Source organism: Clostridium boliviensis, from assembly GCF_033342255.1.
GTDB lineage: Bacteria > Bacillota > Clostridia > Lachnospirales > Lachnospiraceae > Lacrimispora > Lacrimispora boliviensis.
The window spans coordinates 1-247 of record NZ_JAWONS010000271.1 but is presented as its reverse complement, the minus strand read 5'-3'; the positions used below and the strand labels follow the sequence as shown (position 1 = coordinate 247).

General features: G+C 61.1%; 1 protein-coding gene. It reads right to left on the bottom strand.

Annotated elements, in window-relative coordinates; genetic code table 11:
- A partial coding sequence (locus tag RZO55_RS17955; RefSeq protein ID WP_318065635.1) for a pyridoxal-phosphate dependent enzyme occupies positions 1-247 on the bottom strand: 247 nt, incomplete at its 3' end.

The following is a 247-nucleotide window of genomic DNA, read 5'->3' as shown; positions in this document are numbered from 1 at the left end:
TGCGGCGCTCCATGCTCATCGTATCCGGCATCACCAGGAGGGTGCGGTACCCCTTGGCCGCCGCCACCATGGCCAACCCGATTCCCGTGTTACCGCTGGTCGGCTCCACGATGGTGTCGCCGGGCTTCAGCCGCCCCTCCTTTTCCGCCTCTTCAATCATGCTGAGGGCGATCCGATCTTTCACGCTTCCGCCCGGGTTGAAAAATTCCAACTTCAGATAAACGTCGGCGTCCGTCTTCCCGATGAT